This is a genomic window from Micromonospora echinofusca (assembly GCF_017614955.1).
GTDB lineage: Bacteria > Actinomycetota > Actinomycetes > Mycobacteriales > Micromonosporaceae > Micromonospora > Micromonospora echinofusca_A.
The window spans coordinates 1-6,183 of record NZ_WVUH01000390.1; the positions used below are offsets into that span (position 1 = coordinate 1).

A 6,183-nucleotide genomic window follows, 5' to 3' on the forward strand; every position below is an offset into this window, starting at 1 on the left:
GACGTGTTCACCGGCGACGAACCGGTCACCCGCCGGGTGGTCGACCGGTTCGTCGCCGGTGAACACGTCCCCCAGGCCCTCGCCGTGGCCCGCCGTCTGGTCGACGAGGGACTGACCGTGACCATCGACCATCTCGGCGAGGACACCTCGACCCGGGAGCGCGCCGACGCCGTGGGCGCGGCGTACCTGACGCTGCTCGCCGCCCTGGACGCGGCCGGCCTGGCCCCACGTGCCGAGGTGTCGCTCAAACTGTCCGCGCTGGGCCAGGCCCTCCCCGACGGCGGAGAACGGTACGCGCTGCGGCTGGCCCGCCGGATCTGCGCCGCCGCGCAGCAGGCCGGCACCACGGTCACCCTCGACATGGAGGACCACACCACCGTCGACTCGACCCTGTCCGTGCTGCGGGACCTGCGCGTCGACTTCCCCTGGGTGGGGGTCGCCCTACCGGCGTGTCTGTTCCGTACCGCCGCCGACTGCGTCGACCTCGCCACCACCGGCAGCCGGGTACGCCTGGTCAAGGGCGCCTACGCCGAACCGGCCTCGGTGGCGTACCGGTCGGGGGCCGAGGTCGACGCGGCGTTCCTGCGCTGCCTGGAGGTCCTGATGCGCGGCGCCGGGTACCCGATGGTCGGCTCCCACGACCCGGCGTTGATCGCCCACGCCGACCGGCTCGCCCGGCTGGCCGGACGGTCCCGTGACGACTACGAGTACCAGATGCTCTACGGTGTCCGGACCCGGGAACAGGCCCGCCTCGCCGCCGCCGGCCACCGGATGCGGGTCTACCTTCCCTACGGTGACGACTGGTACGGGTACTTCCTCCGGCGGCTCGCCGAACGACCGGCGAACCTGCTCTTCTTCCTGCGCTCCCTCCTGCCGGAGTCGGGGCGACCACGTGGCGACCGCACCCCACCAGCCGACCGGCGTGCCTGAGTCCGGCAGCCGCCGGCGCCTGCTCCCGGCGCCCCGCCGGGGCCTGGTCCCGCCGTCTCGGCGGGACGTCTCGGCGGTCCTGCCGTTGGCCGCGATGGTCCTGCTCACCGCCATCTGGGGATCGACGTTTCCGCTGATCAAGGGCGTCGTCGAGCGGGTACCGGTGGTCGACTTCCTGGCCCTGCGGTTCGTGATCGCCACCCTCGCGGTCGTCGCCGTGGCGTACCCGTCGGTGCGCCGGCTCACCCGCCGGGAACTGGGCCGGGGCGCCGTCCTGGGGCTGGTGTACGGCGTGGCCCAGATCCTGCAGACCGTCGGGCTGGCGCACACCTCGGCGGCGGTGTCCGGCTTCATCACCGGCATGTACGTCGTCGCCACCCCGCTGATCGGGGTGTTCTGGCTCGGGGTGCGGCCCCGGTGGAACCTGTGGGTCGCGGTGGTGCTGGCCACCGCCGGGCTGGCCGTGCTCTCGTTGCAGGGCCTCGCCGTCGGGACCGGGGAGGCGTTGACGCTGCTCAGCGCGCTCATGTACGCGGTGCACATCGTGCTGCTGTCCCAGTGGAGCCGGGTCGGGTCGAACACGTGGGGGTTGACCGCCGTGCAGCTCGCGGTGGTGGCCCTGGTGTGCGCGGCCGGCGGGTTCCGCGACGGGTTCACCCTGCCGCAGACGTCGGCGGACTGGTGGGTGCTGCTCTACGTCGCCGTGCTGGCCGGTGCCGTGGCGATGCTGTTGCAGACCTGGGCGCAGGCCCGGATGTCGGCCACCCGGGCGGCCATCACGATGACCATGGAACCGGTGTGGGCGGGGGTGTTCGCGGTGGCGATCGGCGGTGAGCAGCTCGGGGTACGGATCCTGCTGGGTGGGCTGCTGGTGCTGGTGGCCATGTACCTGGTGGAGGCGCGCACCGGCGAGCCGCCCCGGGCATGATGGGGTGATCCGGAGGGAGGGCCCGATGATCGGCAGACTGCGCGCCGTGGCGCTCGACGCACCCGACGCCCGGCGGCTCGCCGCGTTCTACACCGCGCTGGCCGGGTGGACCGAGACGTACGCCGAGGACGACTGGGTCGCCATGGAGACCGGTGACGGCTGGCGGGTCGCCGTCCAGCACAGCCGGGACCACGTGCCGCCGCGCTGGCCCGACCCGGCGTACCCGCAGCAGGCACACCTCGACCTGCGGGTACCGGACCTGGACGCCGGCGCCGCCAGGGCGGTCGAGTGCGGTGCGACGCCGCTGCGCAGGAACGAGAGCTGGTACACGCTGGCCGACCCGGCCGGGCACCCGTTCGACCTGTGCCTGTTCCCGGCGAGACAGGAGACCACGCTCATGGGCGTGATGCTCGACTGCCCGGACGCGGGCCGGTTGAGCGCCTTCTACGCGGAACTGCTCGGCAAGCCCGTCACCTACGAGGGCGAGGGCATGGCGATGATCGGCGAGGACGGGGTGCAGCCGGTGCTGTTCCAGCAGGTCACCGAGTACCGGGCGCCCCGCTGGCCCGACCCGGCGTACCCGCAGCAGCTCCACCTCGACGTCACGGTCGACGACGTCGACGTGGCCGAGGCGGCGGTGCTGAGGCTCGGCGCCACCTCGCTCTCCGCCGGCGGGGAGAACTGGCGGGTCTACGCCGACCCGGCCGGTAAACCGTTCTGCCTCTGCTGGGACTAGCCGCGTTCCGGCGGGAAACCTAGAATCCGTCCGGTGGTACGGGTGGAGATTCTGGTGCGGCAGGGCGACGACCTTCTCGTGGACGACACGACAGACACCCGGTACCAGATCGCCTCGGTGAGCAAACAGTTCACCGCCGCTGCCGTTCTGCTGCTCGTCCAGGATCGCACCCTGCGCCTGGACGACCCCGTCCACCGTTGGATCGACGACTGCCCGGACGAGTGGCACGGCATCACCCTGCATCACCTGCTCACCCACACGTCGGGCCTGGGCCACTGGGATGACTACCCGATGATCGACCTGGCGCAGCGGGTCGAGCCCGACGCTCTCAGGGAGACGTTCCACCGTCTGCCGCTGCGTTTTCCGCCGGGGCAGGGCTGGCGTTACAGCAGCCCCGGGTACGTGCTGCTGGCGCAGACCGTGGAACGGGCGGCCGGAGTGCCGTACCGGAGATTTCTCGCCGACCGCGTTCTCGTCCCGCTCGGCCTGACCCGCACCTTCGCGGGCACGCCTCGCGGGCAGACAGGTCTCGCCGATGGCCACGACGCTGCCGGTGAGCCGCTGCCGACGTGGGAGTTGGACGTGGTCGGGATGGGTACCGGCGACGTCTGGTCCACGGCGGGGGATCTACTTGGCTGGCTCGACGCGCTCCAGGAGGGGCGTCTGCTCGACGAGCCGTACCGCACGCTGATGTTGACCGAACAGGCGCGCACCGGTATGGGGCCGGAGGCGGGCGGCTACGGGTTCGGCGTCTTCGTCGGCCAGGTCCGTGGCCAGCGGTGGTGGCACCACGACGGCCACAACGCGGGCTTCAAGGCATTCGTGGCGTACCTCCCGGAGTCACGTCGCCGCCTCGTCGTCCTCAGCAACACCGAGGCGACGGACGCCAGCGTCCTCGCGCCCCTCGTCGTCTAGCCAGGCGGCGTCCGGCGCCCGCTGGCCCCCGGACGGACCCGCCGGCAGCGCCACGGGGGCGGGCGACGGTCACCCGCCGTCCCGCCCCCGGGCGCGGTCCCGGTCAGTACTCGGTCTTCACCGAGACTCCGCTGAAGCTCTGCCGGGCGTGGAGACTGATGTAGCGGTAGCCGGCGGCCGGGTTGGTCACGGTGATCGTCTCGCCGTTGCCGGTGTTGGTCGACCGCTGGGTGTACGCGCTGGTGGTGGCCCAGGTGCTGGCGTTGTAGTACAGGTCCGCCTCACCGGTACCGCCGGTCGAGGTGATCCGCAGCGTGGTCGTCCCGGCCGGCAGGTAGAGGTAGAAGTAGGCGTAGTTGCCGGTGGTGGCCGACGCACCGCTGCGCTGGCAGTTCTTCCCGAGCACCCGGGTGTCACTGTCGGTGCACTCGGTCACGCCGGTGCCGGACACCGTCACGGTCTGCGAGGTCCGACCGACGGCCCCCTGGTTGTCGGTCACGGTCAGGGTGACCGTGTAGGTGCCGGCGGTCTGGTAGGTCCGGGTGGGGTTGGTGGCGGTGGACGTGGTGCCGTCACCGAAGTCCCAGCTCCGGGTGGCGACGGTGCCGTCGCTGTCGGTGGACCGGTCGGTGAAGGACGCGGTCAGGTTGCTGGTCGTCACGGTGAACGCGGCCGTCGGGGGCTGGTTGGCCGGCGGGTTGGTGCCGCCACCGCAGTTGCCGGCCGCGCAGGCGTCCAGCCAGGCGTACCAGTCGGTGTCGTAGCGGCTGCCGATGGTGCTGGTCAGCAGGGTGCGCGCGGCACTCCAGTTGCCGGTGCGGTAGTGGCCGAGCAGGGTGGTCACGTCGCTGCGGTGCGACTGGAGCATGTACCGCACCGCCAGGTAGCCCCACCGGTACACCCGGGTGGTGTCGTGGCTGTAGGTGGTGTCGAAGAGGGTGCGCAGCGAGTAGGTCCGTCTGCCGGCCTCGGTGATGGCGGCGGTGTAGGTGAGGTTGCGGTAGGAGTACGAGACGTACTCGGCGAAGCCCTCGATCCACCAGATGGTCGGGGTGGAGATGTTGGCGGTGAAGTCGCCGTACATGTCGAAGCGGCCGTCGAGGTAGTGGGTGTACTCGTGGTTGAGGTTCCAGATCTCGAAGGTGGGTCGCAGCCACTCGGCCTCGTAGGCGATGAACCGTGGCTGGTTGCCGACCGCCGACGGGTTCCCTTCGAGGTACATCCCGCCGTTGTTCGTGTCGATGCCGAACATCGGCCCGCCGTAGGTCTGGTAGTCGGTGCTGGAGTCGAAGACCACGACCTCCAGGGTGGCGTTGAGGTCGCCGGCGACCGGCCCGCTGTCCGCCACCACGGAGTGGAAGTACGCATCCTGGTTGCGCATGCTGGTGCAGGCCCAGGCCAGCTCGGTCGAGCTCATCTGCTGCGCCCGGATGCGGATGCTGCTGCCGCAGGTGTAGGTGATGGGCAGCACCGCGTCGGCCAGCCGCTGCTGGAGGTTGCAGGTGTTGTAGTAGGCGCAGTTGGCCTGGTCGTAGTAGTCGGTCATCTCGGCGACGCCGACCCACAGTGCGGCGGTCGGTCCGGTGATCGCGCTGAGGTCGAGCAGGCCCCGGGCCAGCGGGCGGACCTTGCCGCGCAGGGCGCTGTGCTGGAGGAAGCGGCCGAGCTCCCGGCCGGCGTTCGAGGCCAGGTAGCCGTTGTCGGTGCCGAGCAGGGCCCGGTTGGTCGAGGCGAAGGCGTAGAGGGTGTCGGTGATGCTCGGGTCCGCCGTGACGGCGGTGACGAACGTGGGTACCTGGTGGCCCCGGAACAGCACGATGTAGACGTTGTTGACGGCGTTGAGCATCCACCAGGACGCGTGGTAGGAGCTGTTGTAGCCGGTGAGCAGCCGCTTCACCACGTACAGGTAGCGGGCGTTCTCGGCGGAACTGTCGATCAGGGTGACCGCCTCGGCCAGCGTCTCGCCGTTGGCGTCGGAGACGTCACCGGAGCGGCTGTTGCCGAAGAAGGTGTCGAGCCCGGCGCGGATCGCGGTCTGGAGCGTGGGGCCGTACGAGCCCACGGTGGACGGGTTGTACCACTGCACGTAGTAGCCGGCGCGTAGGTAGAGCACGAGCTGGGCGGTGCCGGTGGCGTTGGTGCCGTCGTAGCCGACCGCGTTGTCCCGCAGTCCGTACGCGACGCTGGCCATCTGCGCCTCACGGAAGGCGGCGTACGCGTCGCCGCCGGTCAGGCTGAACAGGGTGTTGACACAGTCCGTGGTGGACGCCCTGATCTGCTGGACCAGCGCGCTGCCGGTACGGCTGGTGAAGTCGCTGACGTTGCAGACGGCGGCGGCAGCCGGGCCCGACCGGGCGCGCATCGAGGGCCGGGGACGCGGTGCGGTGCCGGTGGCGTCGTCGTAGTCGCGGCGCAGTTCGTCGCGGGAGGCGGGTAGCGGGGCGCGGTCGCGTGGCGGCAGGGCCCGGGACTGGACGTGCCGGTCCCGGGCGTCCCCGTCGGCCGGGGCGGGCGCCGGGCGGTCCTGCGGTGCCGCCGGGACGGCCGGGCGGTCCGGGGGTGCCGCCGCTGCGGCGGACGGCGAGACCAGCAGGCCTGCGACGAGGGCCAGCGCCAGCGGCGCGACCGCGAACAGGGCGCGCGGTGTTCTCCGGGGCGGTCGAATGTGCACTGC

Annotated in this window: 5 protein-coding genes; 4 read left to right on the forward strand and 1 reads right to left on the reverse strand. The window is 71.5% G+C overall.

The window, feature by feature from the left end; genetic code table 11:
• Positions 1-3: 3 nt before the first annotated feature.
• Genes GSF22_RS29200 through GSF22_RS29215 form a run of 4 tightly spaced genes read left to right on the forward strand, consistent with a single transcriptional unit; the run spans position 4 to position 3,509 of the window.
• A complete protein-coding gene (locus GSF22_RS29200; protein ID WP_307804429.1) occupies positions 4-930 on the forward strand; it encodes a proline dehydrogenase family protein in 927 nt (308 codons plus the stop codon).
• The gene (locus GSF22_RS29205) at positions 923-1,858 is read left to right on the forward strand and encodes a DMT family transporter (protein ID WP_208817135.1); all 936 of its coding nucleotides are present in this window, start codon (positions 923-925) and stop codon (positions 1,856-1,858) included. Before GSF22_RS29200 ends, GSF22_RS29205 begins: the two co-directional genes overlap by 8 nt.
• A gap of 25 nt (positions 1,859-1,883) precedes the next feature.
• Positions 1,884-2,594, forward strand: coding sequence for a VOC family protein (locus GSF22_RS29210; protein ID WP_208817136.1), 711 nt, complete (start codon positions 1,884-1,886; stop codon positions 2,592-2,594).
• A 42-nt stretch (positions 2,595-2,636) separates the two neighbouring features.
• Positions 2,637-3,509, forward strand: a complete 873-nt coding sequence (locus GSF22_RS29215; protein WP_439957817.1) for a serine hydrolase domain-containing protein — start codon at positions 2,637-2,639, stop codon at positions 3,507-3,509.
• Between the two features lie 103 nt (positions 3,510-3,612).
• Here GSF22_RS29215 and GSF22_RS29220 read toward each other — a convergent pair.
• The coding region (locus GSF22_RS29220; RefSeq protein WP_307804428.1) for a collagenase at positions 3,613-6,183 on the reverse strand (2,571 nt) is incomplete at its 5' end.